19 protein-coding genes and 1 tRNA gene are annotated in these 21,871 nt (G+C 69.4%); 17 read left to right on the top strand and 3 right to left on the bottom strand.

Annotated features, from left to right (window positions below):
* Positions 1 to 66 precede the first annotated feature (66 nt).
* The 7 genes from LC452_RS00900 (at position 67) to poxB (ending at position 9,824) form a co-directional block, all read left to right on the top strand.
* A complete protein-coding gene (locus LC452_RS00900; protein ID WP_223622158.1) occupies positions 67 to 1,449 on the top strand; it encodes an NAD(P)/FAD-dependent oxidoreductase in 1,383 nt (460 codons plus the stop codon).
* A complete protein-coding gene (locus LC452_RS00895; RefSeq protein ID WP_223622157.1) occupies positions 1,449 to 2,333 on the top strand; it encodes a universal stress protein in 885 nt (294 codons plus the stop codon). Before LC452_RS00900 ends, LC452_RS00895 begins: the two co-directional genes overlap by 1 nt.
* On the top strand, positions 2,333 to 3,877 hold the full coding sequence (locus tag LC452_RS00890; protein ID WP_223622156.1) for an APC family permease: 1,545 nt from the start codon (positions 2,333 to 2,335) through the stop codon (positions 3,875 to 3,877). Before LC452_RS00895 ends, LC452_RS00890 begins: the two co-directional genes overlap by 1 nt.
* Positions 3,878 to 3,908: 31 nt before the next feature.
* Entirely contained in the window at positions 3,909 to 5,375 is a 1,467-nt protein-coding gene (locus LC452_RS00885; RefSeq protein WP_223622155.1) for an NAD-dependent succinate-semialdehyde dehydrogenase, read from the top strand.
* A gap of 26 nt (positions 5,376 to 5,401) precedes the next feature.
* Positions 5,402 to 6,766, top strand: coding sequence for an NAD-dependent succinate-semialdehyde dehydrogenase (locus tag LC452_RS00880; protein WP_223622154.1), 1,365 nt, complete (start codon positions 5,402 to 5,404; stop codon positions 6,764 to 6,766).
* An 85-nt stretch (positions 6,767 to 6,851) separates the two neighbouring features.
* Complete coding sequence (locus tag LC452_RS00875) at positions 6,852 to 8,090, top strand: ROK family transcriptional regulator (RefSeq protein ID WP_223622153.1); 1,239 nt, start codon at positions 6,852 to 6,854, stop codon at positions 8,088 to 8,090.
* A 9-nt stretch (positions 8,091 to 8,099) separates the two neighbouring features.
* Positions 8,100 to 9,824, top strand: coding sequence for a ubiquinone-dependent pyruvate dehydrogenase (poxB, locus tag LC452_RS00870; RefSeq protein WP_223622152.1), 1,725 nt, complete (start codon positions 8,100 to 8,102; stop codon positions 9,822 to 9,824).
* Positions 9,825 to 9,832: 8 nt separating this feature from the next.
* On the opposite strand, the gene LC452_RS00865 is transcribed toward poxB, so the two are convergent.
* Both LC452_RS00865 and LC452_RS00860 read right to left on the bottom strand, forming a co-directional pair.
* On the bottom strand, positions 9,833 to 12,631 hold the full coding sequence (locus LC452_RS00865) for a hypothetical protein (protein WP_223622151.1): 2,799 nt from the start codon (positions 12,629 to 12,631) through the stop codon (positions 9,833 to 9,835).
* 23 nt (positions 12,632 to 12,654) lie between these two features.
* Positions 12,655 to 14,499 (bottom strand): HSP90 family protein, encoded by a 1,845-nt coding sequence (locus tag LC452_RS00860; protein WP_223622150.1) that lies wholly within the window; start codon positions 14,497 to 14,499, stop codon positions 12,655 to 12,657.
* Between the two features lie 170 nt (positions 14,500 to 14,669).
* Between LC452_RS00860 and LC452_RS00855 the strand changes: the two genes are divergently transcribed.
* The 3 genes from LC452_RS00855 to nusG all read left to right on the top strand — a co-directional run bounded on the left by LC452_RS00855 (position 14,670) and on the right by nusG (position 16,192).
* Positions 14,670 to 14,742: transfer RNA gene (locus LC452_RS00855), tRNA-Trp, on the top strand.
* Positions 14,743 to 14,782: 40 nt separating this feature from the next.
* On the top strand, positions 14,783 to 15,055 hold the full coding sequence (secE, locus tag LC452_RS00850) for a preprotein translocase subunit SecE (protein ID WP_223622149.1): 273 nt from the start codon (positions 14,783 to 14,785) through the stop codon (positions 15,053 to 15,055).
* Between the two features lie 42 nt (positions 15,056 to 15,097).
* Positions 15,098 to 16,192: a transcription termination/antitermination protein NusG gene (gene nusG / locus LC452_RS00845; protein ID WP_223622148.1), complete on the top strand. Its 1,095-nt coding sequence runs from the start codon at positions 15,098 to 15,100 to the stop codon at positions 16,190 to 16,192.
* A 63-nt stretch (positions 16,193 to 16,255) separates the two neighbouring features.
* Here the strand turns inward: nusG and LC452_RS00840 are convergent, their stop codons facing one another.
* Complete coding sequence (locus tag LC452_RS00840; RefSeq protein ID WP_223622147.1) at positions 16,256 to 16,654, bottom strand: VOC family protein; 399 nt, start codon at positions 16,652 to 16,654, stop codon at positions 16,256 to 16,258.
* A gap of 68 nt (positions 16,655 to 16,722) precedes the next feature.
* Between LC452_RS00840 and LC452_RS00835 the strand changes: the two genes are divergently transcribed.
* The 7 genes from LC452_RS00835 to LC452_RS00805 all read left to right on the top strand — a co-directional run bounded on the left by LC452_RS00835 (position 16,723) and on the right by LC452_RS00805 (position 21,867).
* Positions 16,723 to 17,739, top strand: coding sequence for a YafY family protein (locus LC452_RS00835; protein ID WP_263293821.1), 1,017 nt, complete (start codon positions 16,723 to 16,725; stop codon positions 17,737 to 17,739).
* A gap of 140 nt (positions 17,740 to 17,879) precedes the next feature.
* Positions 17,880 to 18,311, top strand: a complete 432-nt coding sequence (gene rplK, locus LC452_RS00830) for a 50S ribosomal protein L11 (RefSeq protein ID WP_223622146.1) — start codon at positions 17,880 to 17,882, stop codon at positions 18,309 to 18,311.
* 11 nt (positions 18,312 to 18,322) lie between these two features.
* Positions 18,323 to 19,009 (top strand): 50S ribosomal protein L1, encoded by a 687-nt coding sequence (gene rplA / locus LC452_RS00825; protein ID WP_116635728.1) that lies wholly within the window; start codon positions 18,323 to 18,325, stop codon positions 19,007 to 19,009.
* A gap of 172 nt (positions 19,010 to 19,181) precedes the next feature.
* Positions 19,182 to 20,003, top strand: a complete 822-nt coding sequence (locus tag LC452_RS00820) for a transporter substrate-binding domain-containing protein (protein ID WP_223622145.1) — start codon at positions 19,182 to 19,184, stop codon at positions 20,001 to 20,003.
* A gap of 3 nt (positions 20,004 to 20,006) precedes the next feature.
* On the top strand, positions 20,007 to 20,678 hold the full coding sequence (locus LC452_RS00815) for an amino acid ABC transporter permease (RefSeq protein ID WP_223622144.1): 672 nt from the start codon (positions 20,007 to 20,009) through the stop codon (positions 20,676 to 20,678).
* Positions 20,665 to 21,477: an amino acid ABC transporter ATP-binding protein gene (locus tag LC452_RS00810; RefSeq protein ID WP_223622143.1), complete on the top strand. Its 813-nt coding sequence runs from the start codon at positions 20,665 to 20,667 to the stop codon at positions 21,475 to 21,477. The genes LC452_RS00815 and LC452_RS00810 overlap by 14 nt, the downstream gene beginning before the upstream one ends.
* 36 nt (positions 21,478 to 21,513) lie before the next feature.
* Complete coding sequence (locus tag LC452_RS00805) at positions 21,514 to 21,867, top strand: iron chaperone (protein WP_223622142.1); 354 nt, start codon at positions 21,514 to 21,516, stop codon at positions 21,865 to 21,867.
* Positions 21,868 to 21,871 lie beyond the last annotated feature (4 nt).

The following is a 21,871-nucleotide window of genomic DNA, read 5'->3' as shown; positions in this document are numbered from 1 at the left end:
CGCGACCCCAAATCGGGGGATTCCGGGTCGCGACCGGCACTTCATCCCCCAACGAAGGAGTTGCACATGGCTGAGATCACACGAGACGTCCTGATCATCGGCGCCGGAGCCGCAGGGCTCACGGCGGCGAACGACCTGCGCAAGGCCGGCCTCTCGGTGGCCGTGCTGGAAGCACGCGACCGCGTCGGCGGCCGCCTGTGGACCGACGTGATCGAGGGCGCGATGCTCGAGATCGGCGGCCAGTGGGTCTCTCCCGATCAGGACGCGCTGAAGGACGCCATCGAGGAGCTGGGCCTCGAGACGTACAGCCGCTTCCGCGAGGGGGAGAGCGTCTACGTGGGTCCCGACGGCCAGTCGCACCGCTTCACCGGCGAGATGTTCCCGGTGGCGCCGGCGACCGAGGCCGTGATCGCCGAGATCACCGAGCGCCTCGACGCCATGGTCGCCGAGATCGACCCGGATCGCCCCTGGGCGCATCCGAAGGCCGAGGAGTGGGACACCGTCACGTGGGATGCCTGGCTGCGGCAGCAGACCGATGACGACGAGGCCGTGCGCAACCTGGCCTTCGCCACCGGCACCGCGATGCTGACCAAGCCGACGCACTCCTTCTCGCTGCTGCAGTCGCTGCTGATGGCCTCATCCGCCGGCTCCTACTCGAACCTCGTCGACGCCGACTTCATCCTGGACAAGCGCGTCGTCGGCGGCCTCCAGCAGGTGCCGCTGCGTCTCGCCGAGCGGCTGGGCGACGACGTGCTCCTGAACCAGCCGGTACGGAGCCTGGAATGGGGAGCGAACGGCGTCACCGCCACGACCGACGACCTCACCGTCAGCGCCCGTTACGCGATCCTCGCCCACGCGCCGGTGCTCTACAGCCGGATCTCGTTCGTGCCGCCGCTCCCGCGTCGCCAGCACCAGATGCACCAGCACCTGTCGATGGGCTTCGTCATCAAGGTGCACGCGGTCTACGAGACGCCGTTCTGGCGTGAGCAGGGTCTGAGCGGCACCGCCTTCAGCCCCTACGAGCTCGTGCACGAGGCGTACGACAACACGAACCACGGCGACGAGCGCGGCACCCTGGTCGGCTTCGTCTCCGACGCGAACGCCGACGGCGTCTTCGAGCTGTCGGCCGAGGAGCGCAAGGAGCGCATCCTCGAGTCGCTCTCGCACTACTACGGCGACGGCGCGAAGAACACGGTCGTCTACTACGAGAGCGACTGGGGCAGCGAGGAGTGGACCCGCGGCGCCTACGCCGCGAGCTTCGACATGGGCGGTCTGCACCGTTACGGCGCCGACCTGCGCACCCCCGTCGGCCCGATCCACTTCGCGTGCAGCGACCTGGCGGGCGCCGGATACCAGCACGTCGACGGAGCGATCCGCATGGGTCACCTCGCCGCGGCGAACATCGTCGACGCGATCCGCGACGCCGGCCCCACCGAGGGCGGCGACTGATGACCGGCTCTGTCGTCGTCGGCTACACGGCGACGGACACCGGAGCGGATGCCGCGGCGCTCGGCGCCCGACTCGCCCGCAGCCTCGGCGCGACGCTGCACCTGGTGATCGTGCTCCCGAACGAGGGCACGCGCAGCGCGGCGGTCCCGCCGGAGCGCGCATACGAGGAGCACATCCGCGGCCAGGCGAAGAAGTGGCTCGCCGACGCGATCGTCTCGCTGCCGCAGGAGCTCACCCGCAGCGGGCACGTGCGCTTCGCCGAGTCGTTCGCCGAGGGGCTCATCGCCGCCGGCGAGGAGTTCGGCGCGAGGGTGATCGTGGTCGGCGCCGCGGGCGGCGGCATCCTGGGCCGGCACCGCCTCGGCAGCGTCGCCTCCGAACTGCTGCACTCGTCGACCATCCCGGTCGCGCTCGCACCCGTGGGCGCCGCGCAGCAGGATGATCACGTCATCCCTCGCGTCACCGTCGCCGTCGGCACCCGCCCGGGCGCCGACGCGCTGCTCGACGAAGGGGTCTCCCTCGCCGGCGACGCCGGCGTCGATCTCCGGCTCGTGTCGCTCGTGCCGTTCGACGTGCCCCCGGGACTCGACACCGGAGCGATCCGCGTGGTCGGCGACGAGCACTCGCAGGAGGTTCTCGCGGTCGCCTCGGAGCTTCTGCCCGACGGCAGGACCGCCGCCGTCGAGCGGGCGCCCGGCGACACCGTGGAGGACGCCGTCGCGCATCTCTCCTGGCTCCCCGGCGAGGTCGTCCTCGTCGGCTCCAGCCGGCTCGCTCAGCCCCGCCGGCTGTTCCTGGGCTCCACGGCAGCGAAGATGCTGCACGAGCTGCCCGTCCCGATGATCGTCGTCCCGCGCACCCGCGCCGAAGCAGGAGTCCGCTGATGAGCAGCACGAATCGGGCGACGGAGCCCGAATCCGGTGTCACGACCGGCATCTCCACGAAGGGCCTGAGCGCCGGAACCATCGGCCTCATCGGCGCCGTCGTCATCGGGATCTCCTGCATCGCCCCGGCCTACACGTTCACGGCGGCGGTCGGGCCCACGGCATCCGTCGTCGGCGCGCAGATCCCGGCCATCATCCTCGTCGGGTTCATCCCGATGCTGCTGGTGGCGTTCGGGTATCGCGAGCTGAACAACCGGATGCCGGACTCGGGCACGTCGTTCACCTGGGCGACCAGGGCCTTCGGGCCGTGGATCGGCTGGATGGCCGGATGGGGTCTGATCGTCGCGACGATCCTCGTGCTGTCGAATCTCGCCGGCGTCGCGGTCGACTTCCTGTTCCTGCTGCTCTCGCAGATCACGAGCAACCCCGACATCGCCGCTCTCGCGAGCAACACCTGGATCAACATCGGCGTCTGCCTGCTGTTCATGCTCGGCGCGACGATGATCTCCTACCGCGACATGCAGACGACGCAGAAGCTGCAGTACTGGCTCGTCAGTTTCCAGATCCTGGTGCTGGTGTTCTTCGCCGGCGCCGCGATCGTGCAGGCGGTGAACGGCAACGGCTTCGACTTCCAGCCGTTCGACCTCAACTGGTTCAACCCCTTCGCGATCTCGTCGTTCAGCGCCGTCGCCGCGGGCCTCTCGCTCTCGATCTTCATCTTCTGGGGCTGGGACGTCACGCTGACGATGAACGAGGAGACCAAGGACCCGGAGAAGACACCGGGGCGCGCCGCCACGGCCACCGTGCTCACGATCGTCTCCCTGTACCTGCTCCTCGCTGTCGCGATGATCATGTTCGCGGGCGTCGGCACCGGAGAGCTCGGCCTCGGCAACGAGGACATCCAGGAGAACGTGTTCTTCCACCTCTCCGGTCCGATCCTCGGCCCGCTCGCGTTCCTCGTGTCGCTGGCCGTGCTCACGAGCTCCGCGTCGTCGCTGCAATCGACGTTCGTCGGCCCGGCGCGCACCCTGCTCGCCATGGGGCACTACGGCGCCCTGCCGAAGTCGTTCGCCAAGGTCAGCCCGCGGTTCTTCACCCCGGGCTACGCCACCATCGTCTCCGCGATCGTGGCCTCCGCGTTCTACGCCGTCATGCGCGTGGTCAGCGAGGACACGCTCTGGGACACGATCCTCACGCTCGGCATGATGATCTGCTTCTACTACGGGATCACGGCCTTCGCGTGCGTGTGGTACTTCCGCAAGCAGTGGTTCGACTCGACGAGGAACTTCTTCTTCACGTTCCTGTTCCCGCTCGTCGGCGGCGCCATCCTCGCGGTGCTGTTCTTCACCACCCTCATCGACTCGATGGACCCGGCCTACGGCTCCGGCACGCAGATCGGCGGCGTCGGCATCGTGTTCATCCTCGGGATGCTCATCATCGTGGTGGGCATCGTCGTGATGATCTGGCAGCGCATCAAGCGCCCGGCGTTCTTCCGCGGTGAGACCCTCGGCATCGACGCTCCGCCGAGCGTCCGCCGTCGCTGACCCCGCACTCCTCCCCACAGAAAGAGAATCCATGAGCACTCAGACCGAGCAGGCCCTGCTCGACAGCATCCCCACCGGCCTCTTCATCGGCGGCGAGTGGACGGATGCCGAGACCGGCGGCACCTTCGACGTGCAGGACCCCGCGACCGGGGCCGTCATCAAGACGATCGCCGACGCGACGCCCGCCGACGGCAAGCGTGCACTCGACGCGGCCGTCGCCGCGCAGGAGTCGTGGGCCGCGACCGCGCCCCGCGTGCGCAGCGAGATCCTCCGCCGGGCGTTCGACCTGGTGCAGGTGCACAAGGAGGACCTGGCCCTGCTGATGACGCTCGAGATGGGCAAGCCGCTCGCCGAGGCGCGCGGTGAGGTCGTCTACGGCGGCGAATTCCTGCGCTGGTTCAGCGAGGAGGCCGTGCGCATCAGCGGCCGCTACGGCATCAACCCCGAGGGTACGGGCAACATGGTCGTGTCGCAGCGTCCGGTCGGCCCGTCGTTCTTCGTGACGCCGTGGAACTTCCCGTTCGCGATGGCGACCCGCAAGATCGCTCCGGCACTCGCCGCCGGCTGCACCGTGATCATCAAGCCCCCGGCACTCACGCCGCTGACGACGATCTTCTTCACGAAGCTGCTGGAGGAGGCGGGTCTTCCCGCCGGTGTCGTCAACGTCGTGCAGACGTCGAAGTCGAGCGCCCTGTCGGCTCCGATCATCGCCGACCCGCGGCTGCGCAAGCTCTCGTTCACGGGTTCGACCGAGGTCGGCCGCAAGCTCATCGCCCAGGCGGCCGAGGGCGTGCTGCGCGTGTCGATGGAGCTCGGCGGCAACGCCCCGTTCGTCGTGTTCGAGGACGCCGATCTGGACAAGGCCGTGGAGGGCGCCCTGCTGGCGAAGTTCCGCAACATCGGCCAGGCGTGCACGGCGGCCAACCGCTTCATCGTGCAGGCATCCGTCGCCGAGGAGTTCGCACGCAAGGTCACCGAGCGCGTGAACGCCATGAAGATCGGCCGCGGCACCGAGGAGGACGTCGCGATCGGACCGCTCATCGATGAGGATGCCGTCGCCAAGGCGGGCGAGCTCGTCGGCGACGCGGTCGACCGCGGAGCGAAGCTGCTCGCCGGCGGCAAGGCCGTCGAGGGCACGGGCACCTTCTACGAGCCCACCGTGCTCACCGACGTCGTGCCGGGATCCGCGATCCTCCGTGAAGAGATCTTCGGACCGGTGCTGGCGATCGCGACCTTCGACACCGAGGACGAGGCCGTGCACCTCGCGAACGACACCGAGTACGGGCTCGTCTCGTACGTCTTCACCGAGAACCTGCAGCGCGGCCAGCGCATGATCGACAAGCTCGAGACCGGCATGATGGGCCTCAACGTGGGTGTCGTGTCGAACGCGGCCGCACCCTTCGGCGGCGTCAAGCAGTCCGGCGTCGGCCGCGAGGGCGGTTTCGAGGGCATCCACGAATACCTGTCCACCAAGTACACGCTGATCCCCGTCTCCTGACCGGCATCCGAACGAGAGGACGAATCATGACCGATTACGCCGTCATCAACCCCGCCACCGGAGAGACGCTGGCGTCCTTCGACACCTTCACGGACGCGCAGATCGACGAGGCGGTCGCGGCCGCCGACGAGGCGCACCGCGAGTGGTCGCGCTCGTCGACCGTCGCGGAGCGCTCCGCACTCCTGCGCCGCGCGGCCGAGCTGCACCGCGAGCGCCGCGAGGAGCTCGCCGACGTGTTCGTGCGCGAGATGGGCAAGCCGCGCGAGGCGGCCCTCGGCGAGGTGGACTTCGCCGCCGACATCGCGGAGTACTACGCCGACCAGGCCGACGCCATCATGGCCGACCAGCCGATCTCGATCCTCGGAGACGGCTCGGCGATCATCCGCCGGTCGTCTCTCGGGCCGCTGATCGGGATCATGCCGTGGAACTTCCCGGCGTACCAGATCGTGCGCTTCGCCGCCCCGAACCTCATCGTGGGCAACACGATCCTCCTCAAGCCGGCGCCGCAGTGCCCCGAGTCGTCGACCGCCCTCGAGGCGATCTACCACGACGCCGGATTCCCGAAGGGCGCATACCAGAGCGTGCTCGCCACCAACGAGCAGATCGCGACGATGATCGCCGACCCGCGCGTGCAGGGCGTCTCGCTCACGGGCTCCGAGCGGGCGGGTGCGGCTGTCGCCGAGGTCGCCGGACGCAACCTCAAGAAGGTCGCGCTCGAGCTCGGCGGCTCCGACCCGTTCATCGTGCTGTCCACGGACGACCTGGACGCGACCGTGCAGGCGGGCGTCGACGCGCGCCTCGACAACAACGGTCAGGCGTGCAACGGCGCCAAGCGCTTCATCATCGTCGACGCCCTGTACGACGACTTCGTGGAGAAGTTCACGGCGTCGATGGCCGCGGTCGAGGCGACGGATCCCATGCTCGACGACACCGTGCTCGGCCCCGTGTCGTCGGAGACCGCGGCGGAGAACCTGCAGAAGCAGATCGACCAGGCCGTCGAGCAGGGGGCGACGCTCCTCACCGGCGGCACCCGCGAAGGCGCGTTCTTCGCACCGACCGTGCTCGCCGACGTGACCCCGTCGATGAACGTCTACCGCGAAGAGCTCTTCGGCCCCGCGGCGGTCGTCTACCGCGTCGCCGACGAGGACGCGGCGGTCGCGCTGGCGAACGACACGACCTTCGGTCTCGGCTCGTACGTCTTCACGACGGATGCCGAGCAGGCCGAACGCGTCGCCGACAAGATCGAGGCCGGCATGGTCTACGTCAACCTGGTGCTCGCCGACAGCCCCGAGCTGCCGTTCGGCGGCATCAAGCGCAGTGGCACCGCGCGTGAGCTCGGCCACCTCGCCGCGGATGAGTTCGTCAACAAGAAGCTCATCCGCATCGGCTGATCCGGCCGGAAACGTGCGAGGCGGCATCCCTTCGGGGGTGCCGCCTCGCATGCTGTCGCCCCGGGGCGGTCAGTACGATGGCCTGGTGGATGATGCAGACGGAGCCCGTGGGCTCACGCGAGGCGGCCGGCTGCTTGAGCTGCGCAAGCGGAGTGCGGCGCTGACCGCGCAGTTCCTCCGGGACAACGGTCCGGTCGTGCTCACGGATGTCGCGGCGGCCACGGGGCTGTCGCGTCCCACGGTGATGGACCGTGTCGGAGAGCTCGTCGAGCTCGGCGCGGCCGACGTCGCCGGCAAGCGGGTGGCGACCTCCAAGGAGTCGGGGCGCCCTGCCATGCGGTATCGCTTCCGGGGCGAGATCGGTTACGTCGCCGCCGTCGAGATCGGCAAGCGGTCCACGCACCTGCTCGTGAGCGACCTCGCGGGCACGGTGGTGGCGGCGCGGCGATGGGTCGACGAGCGGATCGATCCGGATGCACCGGCTTCCGGCGAGGTCGTCGACGCGCGTCTCGAGGAGGTGTGGTCCGCGATCGCGGCACTCGTGCCGCGCCCCGAACGCAGCGCTGGCCTGCTGGGGGTGGGCGTCTGCCTTCAGGGGCTGCTCGGCGCGGACGGCGTCGTCACACGCTCCACGGACTTCCCGGGTCTCATCGGCGTCGATGTCGCCGGGCGCACGCGGGAGAAGCTCGGCGTCCCGGCGCGCGTGGACCACGATCTGGCGGCAGCCGGAGTCGCGGAGCACCGGCTCGGCGCGGCTCAGGGGCTCGCATCCTTCGTGCTGGCGACGGCATGGCCGACGGTCGCCGCGTCCCTGATGATCGACGGGGTGCCGTACGGCGGCGCCGAGAACCGCGCCGGGGTGATGTACCGGATGGACCTGTCGTCGCTGCTGCCGAACCCGTACGCCGGAGACGACGCCGGCCTCCTGCGGGACCTGACGGATCATCGGGCGGGTGCGCCGCTGTCGACCGGCCTGCGTGCGGTCGACGACCTGATCGCGGTCCAGCTGGCGGCGGCAGGTGCGACCCTCGACCCTCAGGCCGTCCTGCTCCTCGGGCCCGCGGTCGAGGCCGACCCCGGGGTGATCGATCGGCTCGCCGAGCGACTGCCCGCCTTCGTCTCGGCCGACTTCCCGATCGAGCTGCGGCGGGCGGTGCTCGGTCCGATCGCCCCGGTCGTCGGCACTCTCCTGCGCACTCTCGACGAGGCGAGCAGCCGGTTCTTCGAGGACAGGATGTCGCCGATTCCCCGGCTCACGCGTGCGGCGAAGGTGACGGATGCCTGGCTCGAGGGCATCCGTCCCGAGGAGTCGCAGCGGGCGTAGGGTCAAATCATGACCAATGTCGCCGAGAACATCGTCAGGACTCTGCGGGTCAACGGGATCGACCGTGTCTACGGCCTTCCCGGGGACTCCCTCAACGGCTTCACGGATGCGCTCCGCAAGGACGGCACGATCCGCTGGGTGCACGTGCGCCACGAGGAGGCCGCGGCCTTCGCCGCCGCTGCGGATGCCGCCACCACGGGTGAGCTCGCCGTCGTCGCGGGCTCCTGCGGTCCCGGCAACCTGCACCTGATCAACGGCCTCTACGACGCGAACCGGTCGCGTGTTCCCGTGCTCGCCATCGCCGCGCACATCCCGACGACGGAGATCGGCACGGGCTACTTCCAGGAGACGCATCCGCAGGAGCTCTTCCGCGAGTGCAGCGTCTACGTCGAGTACGTCGCCGACGCGGCGCAGATGCCCCGGCTGATGGAGATCGCGATGCGCGCCGCCATCGAGCAGCGCGGTGTCGCGGTGCTGGTGATCCCCGGCGACGTCGCCCTCGCCGACATCGCCGACGACCGGGCCGTGGTCATCGAGCGGGCACGCCCGGTGATCACCCCGAGCGGTGCCGAGCTCGACAGGGCCGCGACGCTGCTGAACGCGGCGAAGAAGGTCACGATCCTCGCCGGTGCCGGTGTGGAGGGCGCGCATGACGAGGTCGTCGCCCTCGCCGACCGGCTGGCCGCGCCGATCGTGCACGCGCTCCGCGGCAAGGAGTTCATCGAGTACGACAACCCCTTCGACGTCGGCATGACCGGGCTGCTCGGCTTCGCGTCCGGGTTCCGGGCCATGGAGGCCGCCGATGCCCTGCTGGTGCTGGGCAGCGATTTCCCCTACGAGCAGTTCTACCCCGAGCACGCCACGACCATCCAGGTCGACATCCGCGGATCGCAGCTCGGCAAGCGGCATCCGCTGGATCTGGGTCTCGTGGGCGACGTACGCGCCACGGCGGAGGCGCTCCTGCCGCGCCTTGCCACACGCGACGACCGCGGTCACCTCGACGATGCGACCGCCCACTACCGGAAGACGCGGACGAAGCTCGACGAGCTGGCCGTTCCCGCGAAGGGCAAGCGCCCGATCCACCCGCAGTATCTCGCGAGGCTCCTCGACGAGTATGCCGAGGACGACGCGATCTTCACGGCCGACGTGGGCTCGCCGACCGTGTGGGCGGCGCGGTATCTCACGATGACGAAGGAACGTCGCCTCATCGGCTCGTTCACGCACGGCTCCATGGCGAACGCGCTCATGCACGGCATCGGCGCGCAGGTCGCTCACCCGCACCGGCAGGTCGTCGCGCTCGCCGGAGACGGCGGGCTCTCGATGATGCTCGGCGAGCTCCTCACCCTCACCCAGAACAAGCTGCCGGTGAAGACGATCGTCGTGAACAACTCCTCGCTGAACTTCGTGGAGCTGGAGATGAAGGCCGCCGGATTCGTCACGTACGGGACGGGACTCGAGAACCCCAGTTTCGCCGCGATCGCCGAGGCGATGGGGATCTTCGCGCGTCGCGTGGAACGCAGCGAGGATCTTCCCGCTGCCGTCCGCGAGGTGCTCGACCACGACGGACCCGCCCTGCTCGACGTCGTCACCGAGCGGCAGGAGCTGTCGATGCCGCCGGCGATCGAGGCCGCACAGGTCAAGGGCTTCGCGCTCTACGCGATCCGCACGGTCATGTCGGGACGCGGCGACGAGCTCCTCGACCTCGCCAAGGCCAACTGGCGGCAGCTCTTCTGAGCCGCGCCTCAGCTCTCGGCCAGCGTGCGCACCTCGGCGGCCTCGCCGTGCCGTCCGAGCGCCTCGAGCACGTCGCCGAGCTCGAGAGCCGCGACCTGACGCAGCGGCGGGTGATCGGCGCCGTGCTCGAGGGCGCTGCGGTACACGGGCACGGCGTCGGCAGGGCGCTCGTTGCCGGCGAGCACCCGGGCCGCGAACAGCTCGGATCCTCCGGCCATTCCGGTGTCGCCGAGTGCCGCGAATCCATCGGCGGCGGTGAGAGCTGCGGCCACCGCCTCGTCGACCCGCCCGATCTCGGCGAGGGCACGCCCGCGGGAGTCGGTCACATCCGCCAGCAGCCAGCCGGCCTCGTGCTCCTGGGCGAGGGCGGCGACCTCGTCGAAGAGCCCGAACGCGCGCTCGTCGCCGCGCCCGCCATAGGCCTGGCCGAGGCTGTGCAGCACCTCCGCGACCGCTCCGACTGAGTCCTCCGCCTTCCGCACGATCTCGACGGCCGATTCCAGGAGGGCGATCGCGTCGTCGTTCTCGTCGAAGCGGGCGAGGATCTTGGCCTGCTCGGTCATCGCCATGGCCTGGTCGGCATGCTCCTCGGCCTCGCCGAACAGGTCGGACGCGTACCCGTGGGCCCCCACCGCCTGGCCGAACTCGCCGGAGGCGCTCAGCGCGCGGGCGAGCATCGACGCGGTCACCGCGCGGGAGCCGGGGGAGACCTCGGCCTGCTCCTCCTGCTGCAGCACCTCGCCGAACAGCTCGGCGGCCTCCACGGCGTCGCCGGCGCGGAGCATGGCGCGTGCCATGCGGAAGTTCGTCGCGGTGGCATCGCCTCCTGCTTCGCTGCCGATGCGGGCCGCGACCCGGTAACGCGACACGGCCTTCTCCGGCTCGTCGGCGTCCTCCCAGAGTGCGCCGGCCAGCAGATGCGCCTCCGCCAGCGCACGGGTCGCACCGAGTTCGGCGAGCAGACGGCAAGACTCATCGGCGTCGCCCGCTCCGTCGACGTAGTCGCCGTTGCCGCCGCGCACGCGGGCCCTGGTCTGATGCGCCTGAGCACGGTGCCCCGCGCTGACGTCGTCCTGATCGAGGAAGCGGTCGAGCACGGATGTGGCCGACTCGATGTCGCCCTTGTTCAGCAGGGCCGAGATCGCCACCAGCGTGGTCGTGTTCGACAGGCGGGTGTCGTCGGCCTCGGCGAACGCCCGGGCCGCCACCTCGGCGTGGTCGAGCGCGGCATCCGCCTCATCCGCCTGCAGATGCAGGGCCGCACGGCTGAGAGCGAGGTCGCCCCGTGACCAGGCCGGCAGCGTGGCGGACGCGGCGATCTCTTCTTCGAGTCCGGCTGCAGCCTCGTCCGTGCTCGCCCCGAACGTCGCGAGCCCGAGCCGCTCTTCGAGGTCGGCCTGCTCGTTCCTGCCCGCGGCGCGGAGAGCCGCGATCCGCTCCGGAAGCAGGTCGGCGGCCTCATCGGCGCGATCGAGAGCGATGAGGATGCCGAGACGCATCGACTGCAGCTGTGCCAGCTTCGCGGGGTCGTCGACCTCCAGTGCGCGCGGCAGGGCCTCGAGCATCTCGTGCTCCGCGCCGTACTGCGCGAGCTGCATCGCGCGCTCGTACCAGCCGTCGGCATCGACCGGGGTCACCGACGGGGTCGGCGCCGCGAAGGCGTCGGACCGGATCGGCACGTCGTACTGCTCGGTCTCGAGCGCCCGCATGCGTGCCAGCATCCTTGCATGGCCGTCGGTGCCGTCACGCCGGTCGAACTCCGCGCCGATCCGCTCGGCGGCGGCCCACGCGTTCGCGGCGAGGTCGGCGGCGCTCCAGGTGCCGTCGTGCGCGCCGAACAGCTCGATGAGGGAGGCGGCGTCGGCTCCGCGCACGGGGGTGTCGCCGTGCCCGGTCGCGACCACCCGGTCGAGGGCCACGGCGAACGCGGCGAGGGCGGCGAAGTGCGCGTCGACGTTCAGTCCGTCGTGCGCCAGCCAGCCGATGTGCCGTTCGACCATCGCGAGCGCACGTGCTTCGTTGCCGGTGAGGGCTGCGAACACGATGTTGTTGGCGACGATGCGGAGGTTGTCGGGGTTGTCCTTCGCCAGCCGGTAGCTGCGCAGATGCGCCGTCTTCGCCTCGTCGAGGCGTCCGGCGCGCAGGTAGGGGATCAGCACGCGCGACAGGGCGTGCTCGGGCTCCTCGCCGCACGAGAAGCCGCCCTCGATCATCTCCTCCACCAGGCGGATGGCGTCGGCGTCGCGATCGGTCTCCGCGAAGAAGCCCGCGAACTGGCTGCGACCGCACGCGTCGCAGTGGCTGTGGTCGTCGCGGGGTGTCGCCTCGAGCTGCACGCGCAGCCGCTCGGCGTCGTCGAAGCGCCCGGCGTCCCAGGCGTCCTCGAACCGCGCCGTGAGCACACCGCTGGCGCCCAGCCCCGCCGCGCGGTAGTGGGTCTCCATGTCGTCGAGCACGGCGGCGATCTGCTCCTGCGAGAAGGCAGGGGACGAGCGCAGCGACGAAGCCATCCACTTGAACTGCCACATGAGGTCGGCGCCGCCGTTGTCGAGATCGGCGGGGAAGCGCTGCGGGTCGGCGTCGTGATGCGCCAGGCACCACGCGAACGAGTTCAGCATGACGTCGGTCGCCCCGCCCATGTTCGCCGATGCCGTCTGCCGCATCCGGGCCTCGTACTCGAGACGCTCGTCGCCCATCTCGACGGCCAGGGCCACGGCCTCGTTGACCAGAGCCTGCTCGGCCGGACCCCACGGCGTGCGGTCGATCTCCTCGATGAGCTGCTGGAAGCGCTTCTTCGGACGTGCCATGGACGGAACCCTTCGGTGAGGTGTCAGTGGGCGTCGTCGAAGGGGATCGAGTCCCCTTCGAGGCCGGCCGAGAGCGAGACGAGGTCGGAGAGCGCGGTGGTCATGAGCGCGCGGTCGGAGTCGCTGAGCGGGTGGTGCCCGGCGAGCAGCGCCTGGATGTAGAGCAGCTGCACGGTGCGGGCGAACACCGCGTCGTCCTGCACCCGCACGAGAGCGCGCACCACGCGGTTCGACCAGTTCAGGCACAGACGCGCACGGAGGTCGTCCTCCCGCGCCGCGGACAGCGTGCGGTCGATGCGGTCGAGAACCCCGCCCCACAGCGCGCCGGTGACGCCCTTGGTGCGTCCGCGATCGATCGCGCGCAGCACCTCGGGGTCGGCGACGTAGAGGCCGGCGAGGTCGGGCCGGTCGATCGAGCGGACGACGACCGAGCAGTCGGATGCCGCGAGCACGGCGCCCGCGCGCGTCTCGAGCGCCACCGCCGCGTCGCGGTCGTCGAGAGGAGGCGGGTCGAGCCGGTCGAGCTCGCCGGTGACGTCGACCTGCTCGACCGAGACGTGCGGATGCAGCTCCGGCAGCATCCGGATCAGGTCGGCGTCGTAGAGGTAGCCGCCGTTCACGAGCACCTCGTCGGCGGGGGCGATGCCGGCCACCTGACGGAACTCGTCGACGCTCTGCGCGTAGCGGATATGGGGGTAGCGCTCGACGAGGTCGCCGACGCGCATCGTGCCGTGCGTCGTCTCGACCGTGAGCCAGCGCGTGATGAACCGCGCGAGCTCCTCGTCGTGCCGCACGAGCGACTTGAGCCCGACCTCGTGCACCGCGACGAACTGCGCGAGACGGTGCGGCTCGCGCAGCCCCAGCTCGAGCACCCAGCGGCGGATGCCGGCGCCGAGCTGTTCGCGCACCCGCTCCAGCGCGGCATCCTCCACCAGCGATTCCCGGCTGGCGGTGGGCGCGAGCCCGGTGGAGTCGATGACGGCCCGGACGAAGAACGCCCAGTCCGGCAGCACGTCGTCGACGCGCTCGGCGAGCAGCATCCGCCCGAGGTACATCCGCGTCGCCTGGCGCGCGCCGGGCGGGGGAGCGTAGGGGAGCACGTACGCGAGACCGCGGGTTCCGGTGGCGGGCTCCGAGAGCTCGATCACGTCGAGGGGAGCGGCGCCGAGGAGATCGCGGCCGTACTCGACGGCGGCCGCGAGGTCGCGCGCCGGGTCGAGGAACGGCGCATCCCGCGTGATGTCGATGCCGCCGGCGGCCGTGTCGACGGTCACCCGCACCGGGAGGAACTCGCCGAACGTCGTCGCCAGCTCGCGCACGGCGGTGGGGCGCAGCAGCTCGTCCGCGTCGAACCGGGGCACGAGGTGCACGCTGGTGCCGATCGGCAGCTCCTCGTCGATCTCGGCCACCTGGAAGGTGCCGTCGGCGCTGCCGGTCCACTCCACCGACGCGCCGCCCTTGGCGCTGCGGGAGCGGATCACGATCGTGTCGGCCACCATGAAGCAGCTGAGCAGTCCGATGCCGAACTGACCGAGGTAGTCGCTGCGGGGCAGGTCGAAGATGTCGCGCTTGGAGCTGCGCCCGACGGTCGCGAGCAGGTCGGCGACCTCGGCGGCGGTGAGGCCGATGCCGTCGTCGCGTAGGACGAACTCGCCGTTCTCGGCGGTCAGCGGGGAGATGCGGATGCTGCCGCCCCCGCCGTCCACCTCGCGGCGTGCCGTGATCGCGTCGCGGGCGTTCTGCAGGAGCTCCCGCAGATACACCCGAGGACTGGAGTAGATGTGCCTGCTGAGCAGGTCGACGACTCCGCGCAGGTCCACCTGGAACTGCTGTACCTCAGCGCTCACCGGCGCTCCCTCCCACTGCATCCGCTCGCCGAGCCTAACAACAACCGGGCCTCGGCCCGGTTCGGCTTCCCTCGGAGGATGCCGTATGCTGGTGGAGCAGTTGTTGTCTGCATTCTTTCGCCGTGCCTGGGATCTCCCGATCACAGTTCGGTGGCAGGGTGAAGAGAACACCCCGAGGCCTCGGAGCCTCTAGGGCGGTAGCTCAATTGGCAGAGCAGCGGTCTCCAAAACCGCAGGTTGCAGGTTCGATTCCTGTCCGCCCTGCGCGTCAGCGCAACGCTGACACACGAAAGGTACATTCAGGATGGATCAGGAAGAACCGCGCGGCGAGCTGGTCGCGGCTGGCGCCACCCGCGAGAAGAAGTCCGGCTTCTTCGGCAGGTTCTTCGGGGGAATCGCCCTGTTCATCCGTCAGGTCATCTCCGAACTGCGCAAGGTCGTCACCCCGACGCGCAAGGAGCTGTTCAAGTTCACCGGTGTGGTGCTCGTCTTCGTTCTGATCGTCATGGGCATCGTCTACGGCTTGGACACTCTGTTCGCGTACGTGACGCACTGGGTGTTCGGAATCCCCGGCTGATGACGCCCGCGGCTCACGCCGCAGCTATGGAGAAGAAACAACGTGTCTGAACGATATTCCGACGACGCCGACTGGGCGACCGCCGCAGAGCAGTCCAGCGAGGAGGACGAGGCCCAGGAGGGCAACGTCCTCGCCGCGGAGGAGCTCTCGGTGACCTCGGCCGAGCACGTCGCCGTGCACGTCGAAGACGAAGACGGCGAAGAAGACGACACCGACAACGATGGTGACATCGAGGTCGACGACCCGGAGGCGGATGCGATCGTGAACGACGCTCTCAACCTGGACGAAGCGGCTGAGTCTGAGGCTGCCGCTGAGGTCCTCAATGATTCTGTGGCCGAGGAGTCCGCCGAGCAGGAAGCTGCGGCGGCCGACGAGGTCACCCCCTACGACGGCCCCGACGTGAACGGCGAAGAGGACCGTCCGTCCATCGAGGACTCCGACGACCCCGTCGCATCGGTCGTCGAGGCCGAAGACGCCGACGAGGACGCATCCGACGAGGATGAGGACGCCGAGGAGGACCCGTACGAGGCCTTCCGCATGGACCTCCGCATGCTCCCGGGCAAGTGGTACGTCATCCACTCCTACGCCGGCTTCGAGCGCAAGGTCAAGGCGAACATCGAGCAGCGCAAGTCGACGCTCGAGGTCGAGGACGAGATCTACCAGATCGAGGTCCCGATGGAGGACGTCGTCGAGATCAAGAACGGCCAGCGCAAGATGGTCACCCGCGTGCGCATCCCGGGCTACGTGCTCGTGCGCATGGAGCTGACCGAAGACACCTGGTCGGTCGTCCGTCACACGCCGGGCGTCACCGGCTTCGTGGGCAACGCCCACAACCCGACGCCGCTGCGCTTCGAAGAGGCCTTCAACATGCTGAAGGCCCTCGTCGAGGTCAAGGACGTCCCGACCGCCAAGAACATCGCGTCGAAGGGCGGCGTCGCCGTCGCTCGTCCGCTGCCGGCCGAGGTCGACTTCGAGGTCGGCGAGACCATCACGATCAAGGAAGGCTCGTTCGCGGGTCTTCCCGGTTCGATCAGCGAGATCAAGCCGGAGAGCGGCAAGCTCACCGTCCTCGTCTCGCTCTTCGAGCGTGAGACCCCGGTCGAGCTGTCGTTCGACCAGGTCACGAAGATGGTCTGACACCCAGACGTACGAGAACGGCCGTCCCCTTCGGGGGGCGGCCGTTCTCGCGTCTGCCGTCGTTCAGCCGGCGTGCTGGGCCGCCCAGTGCGGGCTCTGGATGAGACCGACCAGGTTGCCGAACGGATCGCTGACGGATGCCGACCACCAGCCCTCTCCGCGCTGGGTCACCGGGTCGAAGGCCGTCGCGCCGAGTTCGATGAGCCGGTCGTACGTGGAGCGGACGTCGTCGACGTGGATGCTGATGAGCGCGCCGCCGGGCTGGGACAGGGCGGGCCGGAAGCGGGCGTCCATGAGGGCGAACTCGTCGTCGTCGTCGCCGAACCGCCACTCGGCGTACTGGACGGGGCCCTCTTCGGGACGGACGAAGTAGGGCGCGGAGTCGAAGACCTCGGCGTACCAGGCCACGGCTGCGGTCATGTCTTCGGCGACGAGGTTGAGATTGGCGAGACCACGGAACATGATTTTCTCCTTCTGAGTGGGTTGTTCCCTCTATGCTTTCGGGTGAAGTGATCACCGAATGATCACTTCTGAAAAGAGGTTCGAAGATTCGCGCCGACCGTCTCATCCAGGCTCTGCTGCTGCTGCAGGGGCGCCCGCAGATCACTGCGGCCGACCTGGCCCGTGAGCTCGAGGTCTCGGTGCCGACCGCGCGCCGCGACCTCGAGGCGCTCGCCATGTCCGGGGTGCCGATCTATCCATCGCGTGGACGAGGCGGCGGGTGGCGGCTGATCGGCGGGGCGCGCACCGATCTCACCGGTCTCACCCAGGGCGAGGTGAGCTCTCTGCTCGTCGCTCTCGCCCAGAGCGGAGCCGCGACGCCGGAGCGGATCGCGGCGATGCGAAAGCTCGTGCGCGCGGTGCCGGAGCCGTTCCGCGAAGGGGCGCAGCGGGTGGCCGAGTCGACCGTGCGCGATGCGCCCTGGGGGATCACCGAGCACGACACCCCACCGGCCGTGGTCGCGGAGCTGCAGCGGGCGATCGCCGGATCCCTGCGGGTCGCGCTGCAGTACGAGGGCTCGTCCGGTCGGAGCGCGGCGGAGGTCGTGCCGCTGATGGTCGGCAGCCGCGGGCCGCGCTGGTACCTCCTCGCGGCGCCGGTCGCCGAAGGGACGGATGCCGCCGACGAGACCCGGCTCCGCACCTACCGGGCGGATCGGATCGCGGACGCGCGGGTGCTCACCGCTCGGGGGACCGCGCCGGCCGGCTTCGATCGCGCACAGGCGTGGGCGGAGATGGTGGAGCGGGTCGAGAGCTTCCGTGGGACAGCCCGGGCGGTCGTACACGTCGAGCCCTGGGCGGTGAAGGCGCTGATCGACCGGTTCGGCGCGCAGGCACGAATGCTCGACGAGGCGCCCGACGGTGCCGGACGGGTGCGGATGGAGGTGAGCGCGCATCGCGTGGATGCCCTGGCCGAGCAGCTGGCCGGGTGGACCGGTGCCGCCGAAGTGGTGGAGCCGACCGAGGTGCGCGTCGCCCTCCGTGAGCTGGGCGAGCGGATGGTGTCGGTCTACCGCGACCCTGATGCCTCGCTGCCGCAGGCGTGACTCAGACGCGCCGCCGATCAGGTAGACTTGTGTGGTTTGTGTGCCGCTTCGGCGTGCGCAGAGACGACCGCAGCCCGGAGATGCCGGGTTCGCGGGAGAAACGGATGCGACTCGCATCCGATTCGATGAAAGGAAAGAGAATGGCACCGAAGAAGAAGGTGACCGGCCTGATCAAGCTTCAGATCAACGCCGGTGCAGCCAACCCGGCGCCGCCGATCGGCCCCGCGCTCGGTCAGCATGGCGTCAACATCATGGAGTTCTGCAAGGCGTACAACGCCGCGACCGAGTCGCAGCGCGGCAACGTCATCCCCGTCGAGATCACCGTCTACGAGGACCGCAGCTTCACGTTCATCCTGAAGACCCCGCCTGCTGCGGAGCTCATCAAGAAGGCCGCGGGCATCCCCAAGGGATCCGCGACCCCGCACACGGTCAAGGTCGCGAAGATCACCAAGGACCAGGTCCGTCAGATCGCTGAGACCAAGCAGGCCGACCTGAACGCGAACGACATCGAGGCCGCCTCGAAGATCATCGCCGGCACCGCCCGTTCCATGGGCATCACGGTCGAGGGCTGAGGAGAATAATCATGGCTAAGTCCAAGGCTTACAACGCTGCTGCCGAGAAGATCGAGGCAGACCGTTTCTACACCCCGTCCGAGGCCGTCGCCCTCGCGAAGGAGACCGGCTCCGCGAAGTTCGACTCGACCGTCGAGGTCGCGCTGAAGCTCGCCGTCGACCCTCGCAAGGCCGACCAGATGGTGCGTGGCACCGTCATCCTTCCGCACGGCACCGGCAAGACCGCCCGCGTCATCGTGTTCGCGACGGGACCGGCCGCTGAGGCCGCGATCGCCGCCGGCGCCGACGAGGTCGGTGGCGCCGAGCTGATCCAGAAGGTCGCCGACGGCTGGACCAACTTCGACGCCGCGGTCTCCACCCCGGAGCTCATGGGCCAGGTCGGTCGTCTCGGAAAGGTCCTGGGTCCGCGTGGCCTGATGCCGAACCCGAAGACCGGCACCGTGACCCCGAACACGGCCAAGGCCGTCGAGGAGATCAAGGGCGGAAAGATCGAGTTCCGCGTCGACAAGCACGCCAACGTGCACTTCGTCGTCGGCAAGGCCTCCTTCACCGCCGAGCAGCTGAACGAGAACATCGACGCAGCGCTCGAGGAGATCGTGCGCCTCAAGCCGTCGAGCTCGAAGGGCCGTTACATCCAGAAGGGTGCGGTGTCGACCACGTTCGGCCCCGGCATCCCGCTGGACGTCAACGCCATCTGACGCTGAGTCACCGAAACGCCCCCGGGTTCCGCCCGGGGGCGTTTCTGCGTCCGCCCCCGGTCGCCGACATCTGGAGTCATCGGATGCAGGCGGTCGCCGCATCGGCGCGTACTGTGGATGGGTTCCATCACTGCGCCACAGCACTGCGCACACCGCACCCCAGGAGGGTCTCATGTCTCGTCGTCTCATCGCCGTCACGGCACTCGTTCTCACCGCCGCAGCACTCACCGCCTGCAGCGGCTCGAGCGCACCGGAGCAGTCGGGCGCGGGCGACGACGCCGGCTCGGCATCCGACTTCGGTCTCGTGAACGACGGCGTGCTGACGGTCGCGACCGAGGGAACCTATCGTCCCTTCAGCTTCCACGGCGACAACGGCGCCGGCGACCTGACGGGCTTCGACGTCGAGATCATCCAGGCCGTCGCCGACAAGCTCGACCTCGAGGTGAAGTTCGAGGAGACCCAGTGGGATGCGATCTTCGCCGGTCTCGACGCCGACCGCTTCGACGTGATCGCCAACCAGGTCACGATCAACGACGAGCGCACGGCGAAGTACCTCTTCAGTGAGGCGTACACGGTCTCGCCGGGCGTGATCGTGGTGGCCGAGGACGACGACTCGATCTCTTCGTTCGACGACCTCGACGGCAAGACGACCGCGCAGTCGCTCACGAGCAACTGGTACGAGCTGGCGACCGAGTCCGGTGCCCAGGTCGAGGGCGTCGAAGGCTGGGCGCAGGCCGTCGAGCTGCTGCGTCAGGGCCGCGTCGACGCGACCATCAACGACAAGCTCACGTTCCTCGACTACGAGACGACGAACAGCCCCTCGGGTCTGAAGATCGCCGCCGAGACCGACGAGGCGGGCGAGCAGGCCTTCGTGTTCACGAAGGACAAGAAGTCCCTGGTCGAGGCCGTCGACGCCGCGCTCGACGAGCTGCGGGCCGACGGCACCCTCGCCGAGATCAGCGACAAGTACTTCGGCGAAGACGTCACCCAGTAGCCCATGGATTCGACGTCGCTCTGGCAGCTGTTCCTCGACTCGCTCGGGCCCATCGCCCTGGCGGGTCTGACGGCGACGGTGCCGCTGGCGCTGGCGTCGTTCGCCCTGGGGCTCGTGATCGCGATCGGCATCGCGCTGATGCGGATCTCGGTCAACCCGCTCGTCTCGGGCATCGCGCGGTTCTACATCTCGATCATCCGCGGAACGCCGATGATCGTGCAGCTGTTCGTGATCTTCTACGGCCTCGGGTCGATCGGACTCAAGATCGACCCGTGGCCGAGCGCGATCATCGCGCTGTCGCTGAACGTGGGCGGCTACGGTGCCGAGGTGGTGCGCGCCGCCATCCTCTCGGTGCCGAAGGGCCAGTGGGAGGCCGCGTACACGGTCGGCATGAACCGCACGCGCACGCTCACCCGGGTCATCCTGCCGCAGGCCGCGCGCGTCTCCGTGCCGCCGCTGTCGAACACGTTCATCTCGCTCGTGAAGGACACCTCGCTCGCGTCGCTGATCCTCGTGACGGAGCTGTTCAAGGTGGCGCAGCAGATCGCGTCGGCCACGCTGGAGTTCATGGTGCTGTATCTCGCGGCGGCGCTCGTCTACTGGGTGCTCTGCCTGGCGCTGTCGTTCGGGCAGAGCGCACTCGAGAGGAGACTGGACCGCCATGTCGCACACTGATCCCGCAGCCGCGACCGCTGCGGAGCCCCTCCTCACCGCACGAGGGATCCGCAAGAGCTTCGGCGACAACGAGGTGCTCCGCGGCATCGATCTGACGCTGCACCGCGGCGAGGTCGTCGTGCTCATCGGCCCGAGCGGTTCCGGCAAGACGACCGTGCTGCGTGCGCTCAACGGCCTCGAGACGCCGGATGCCGGCACGATCGAGGTCGCCGGCGGACCGGACATCGACTTCGGAGCGTCGGGTGTGAGCGCGCGGGACCGGAAGCAGCAGCGACTCGCGCTGCGCGACCGCTCGGCCATGGTGTTCCAGCACCACAACCTCTTCCCGCACTTCACCGTGCTGCAGAACGTGATCGAGGGGCCCTGGCGGGTGCAGGGGCGGCCGAAGGACGAGGTCGTCGCCGAAGGGCTGGCGCTGCTCGAGCGGGTCGGCCTGAGCGACAAGGCGGATGCTCGTCCGCACCAGCTCTCGGGTGGTCAGCAGCAGCGCGTCGGCATCGTCCGCGCCCTCGCGCTGAAGCCCGACCTGCTGCTGTTCGACGAGCCGACCAGCGCTCTCGACCCCGAGCTCGTCGGTGACGTGCTCGTCGTCATCAAGGAGCTCGCCGACGAGGGATGGACCATGGCCGTGGTCACCCACGAGCTGAGCTTCGCCCGGGAGGCGGCGGATCACGTGCTGTTCATGGACGGCGGCGTCGTCGTCGAGCAGGGGGCGCCGCAGCAGCTTTTCACGGCCCCGCAGCACGAGCGCACGCAGCGGTTCCTGACCCGCATCATGCGCCCGCTCGACGGCGCCTGACCGGCGGGACGAGTATCGAGGTGGCAGGATGCCGGGATGGGCACCATCGACGACTATGTGGCCGACCTCGATCAGGCCGATCGTGACAGCATCCAGCGCGTGTACGCCGTCGCGAAGACGCTCGCCCCGGAGGCGGAGCAGGGCAAGGGCTACGGAATGCCGGCGCTCGTCTATCGCGGGAAGTCATTGCTCTCCGTGATGCGCGCGAAGAAGCACATCGGCGTCTATCCGTTCAGTCCTGCGGCCGTGGCCGAGGTCGCTGACCTGCTCGCGGACCATCCAGGTGTCAGCGTGGACAAGGGCACGATCCGGTTCCAGCCGGAGCATCCGCTGCCCGTGAGCGCGATCACCGCACTCGTGCGCGCGCGCATGGCGCAGATCGACGGCTAGACGC

Origin of the sequence: Microbacterium sp. EST19A (genome assembly GCF_019969685.1) — a bacterium.
Lineage (GTDB): Bacteria > Actinomycetota > Actinomycetes > Actinomycetales > Microbacteriaceae > Microbacterium.
Note: the sequence above shows the minus strand (reverse complement) of the source record. Positions and strands in the feature narration are given on the sequence as shown.

Excerpts from the sequence above, each read along its gene's own strand:
- rplK (WP_223622146.1), top strand. The coding sequence starts at position 17,880 with ATGGCACCGAAGAAGAAGGTGACCGGCCTGATCAAGCTTCAGATCAAC.
- LC452_RS00815 (WP_223622144.1), top strand. The coding sequence starts at position 20,007 with ATGGATTCGACGTCGCTCTGGCAGCTGTTCCTCGACTCGCTCGGGCCC.
- LC452_RS00840 (WP_223622147.1), bottom strand. The coding sequence starts at position 16,654 with ATGTTCCGTGGTCTCGCCAATCTCAACCTCGTCGCCGAAGACATGACC.
- LC452_RS00890 (WP_223622156.1), top strand. The coding sequence starts at position 2,333 with ATGAGCAGCACGAATCGGGCGACGGAGCCCGAATCCGGTGTCACGACC.
- secE (WP_223622149.1), top strand. The coding sequence starts at position 14,783 with ATGGATCAGGAAGAACCGCGCGGCGAGCTGGTCGCGGCTGGCGCCACC.
- LC452_RS00865 (WP_223622151.1), bottom strand. The coding sequence starts at position 12,631 with ATGGCACGTCCGAAGAAGCGCTTCCAGCAGCTCATCGAGGAGATCGAC.
- rplA (WP_116635728.1), top strand. The coding sequence starts at position 18,323 with ATGGCTAAGTCCAAGGCTTACAACGCTGCTGCCGAGAAGATCGAGGCA.
- LC452_RS00900 (WP_223622158.1), top strand. The coding sequence starts at position 67 with ATGGCTGAGATCACACGAGACGTCCTGATCATCGGCGCCGGAGCCGCA.
- LC452_RS00885 (WP_223622155.1), top strand. The coding sequence starts at position 3,909 with ATGAGCACTCAGACCGAGCAGGCCCTGCTCGACAGCATCCCCACCGGC.
- LC452_RS00880 (WP_223622154.1), top strand. The coding sequence starts at position 5,402 with ATGACCGATTACGCCGTCATCAACCCCGCCACCGGAGAGACGCTGGCG.
- LC452_RS00860 (WP_223622150.1), bottom strand. The coding sequence starts at position 14,499 with ATGCAGTGGGAGGGAGCGCCGGTGAGCGCTGAGGTACAGCAGTTCCAG.
- LC452_RS00820 (WP_223622145.1), top strand. The coding sequence starts at position 19,182 with ATGTCTCGTCGTCTCATCGCCGTCACGGCACTCGTTCTCACCGCCGCA.
- LC452_RS00895 (WP_223622157.1), top strand. The coding sequence starts at position 1,449 with ATGACCGGCTCTGTCGTCGTCGGCTACACGGCGACGGACACCGGAGCG.
- LC452_RS00805 (WP_223622142.1), top strand. The coding sequence starts at position 21,514 with ATGGGCACCATCGACGACTATGTGGCCGACCTCGATCAGGCCGATCGT.
- LC452_RS00810 (WP_223622143.1), top strand. The coding sequence starts at position 20,665 with ATGTCGCACACTGATCCCGCAGCCGCGACCGCTGCGGAGCCCCTCCTC.
- poxB (WP_223622152.1), top strand. The coding sequence starts at position 8,100 with ATGACCAATGTCGCCGAGAACATCGTCAGGACTCTGCGGGTCAACGGG.